1 protein-coding gene is annotated in these 1,008 nt (G+C 60.3%); it reads left to right on the top strand.

Going from position 1 to position 1,008, the window contains the following annotated elements:
* On the top strand, positions 1 to 903 hold a 903-nt coding region (locus SB822_RS54670; RefSeq protein WP_410858794.1), incomplete at its 5' end, for an IS701 family transposase.
* Positions 904 to 1,008 lie beyond the last annotated feature (105 nt).

Below are 1,008 nucleotides of genomic sequence, written 5' to 3' on the forward strand. Positions count from 1 at the left end.
TCGATCGCGACGCAACGCGGCAGCCTGCCGATTGCCTGGCAGCTGTATGTCCCCAAGGAATGGATTGACGACCGGGACCGTGCCCGTCGTGCGGGCATTCCCGACGAGCTTGCCTTCGAGACCAAGCCGCAGATTGCGCTGGCCCAACTTCGCGAGGCGATAGCATCCGGCGTTGCGCCGGGCATCGTGCTCGCCGATGCCGGGTATGGCGACGAAACCGCCTTCCGGGAGGGCGTAACTGAACTCGGTTTGCTGTACGCGGTGGGGATCCGGCCTGGCACCTCTGTGTGGGCGCCCGGGACAGCGCCACTTCCTCCCAAGCCATGGAGCGGGCGCGGCAAGCCACCGACATTGTTGCGCCGTGCGCCCGGCCACGAACCGCTCGCGGTAAAGGAACTGGCCATGCAATTACCGGAGAACGCCTGGCAAACCGTCACCTGGCGGGAAGGCAGCAACGCAGCACTTTCCTCGCGCTTTGCCGCCGTACGGGTTCGCCCCGCACATCGCGACAATTGGCGAAGTACCGTTCGCGACGAAGAATGGCTGCTCATTGAATGGCCTGATGGCGATATGGAGCCGCTCAAATACTTTCTCTCTACCGCCCCGCAAGAGGCGACACTTGAACAGCTGGTATTCGTGACCAAAATGCGCTGGCGCATCGAGCGCGACTATCAGGACCTGAAACAGGAGTTCGGGCTCGGTCATTACGAAGGGCGAGGCTGGCGTGGATTTCATCACCACGCCACACTGAGTATCGCTGCATATGGGTTTCTGATGGCTCAGCGACTCAGGATGCAATCAGATGCACGCGATAAAAAAAACTTCCTCGAACGCGCGCTGCCTGCCCTTCCCCCGGGTTACATCCCACGGGGCAGTCCAGCGCGCTCAACGCCACGTTCCTGATTCCATTACCACGTTGCGTATCCTGCTTGGGCTACGGCTCATGCAAGGATGGCACTCTTCATATACGACATTAGACTGCGCAACTAATTTTATGACACAGTCAGA

Source organism: Paraburkholderia sp. SIMBA_054, assembly GCF_046534875.1.
Taxonomy (GTDB): domain Bacteria; phylum Pseudomonadota; class Gammaproteobacteria; order Burkholderiales; family Burkholderiaceae; genus Paraburkholderia; species Paraburkholderia hospita.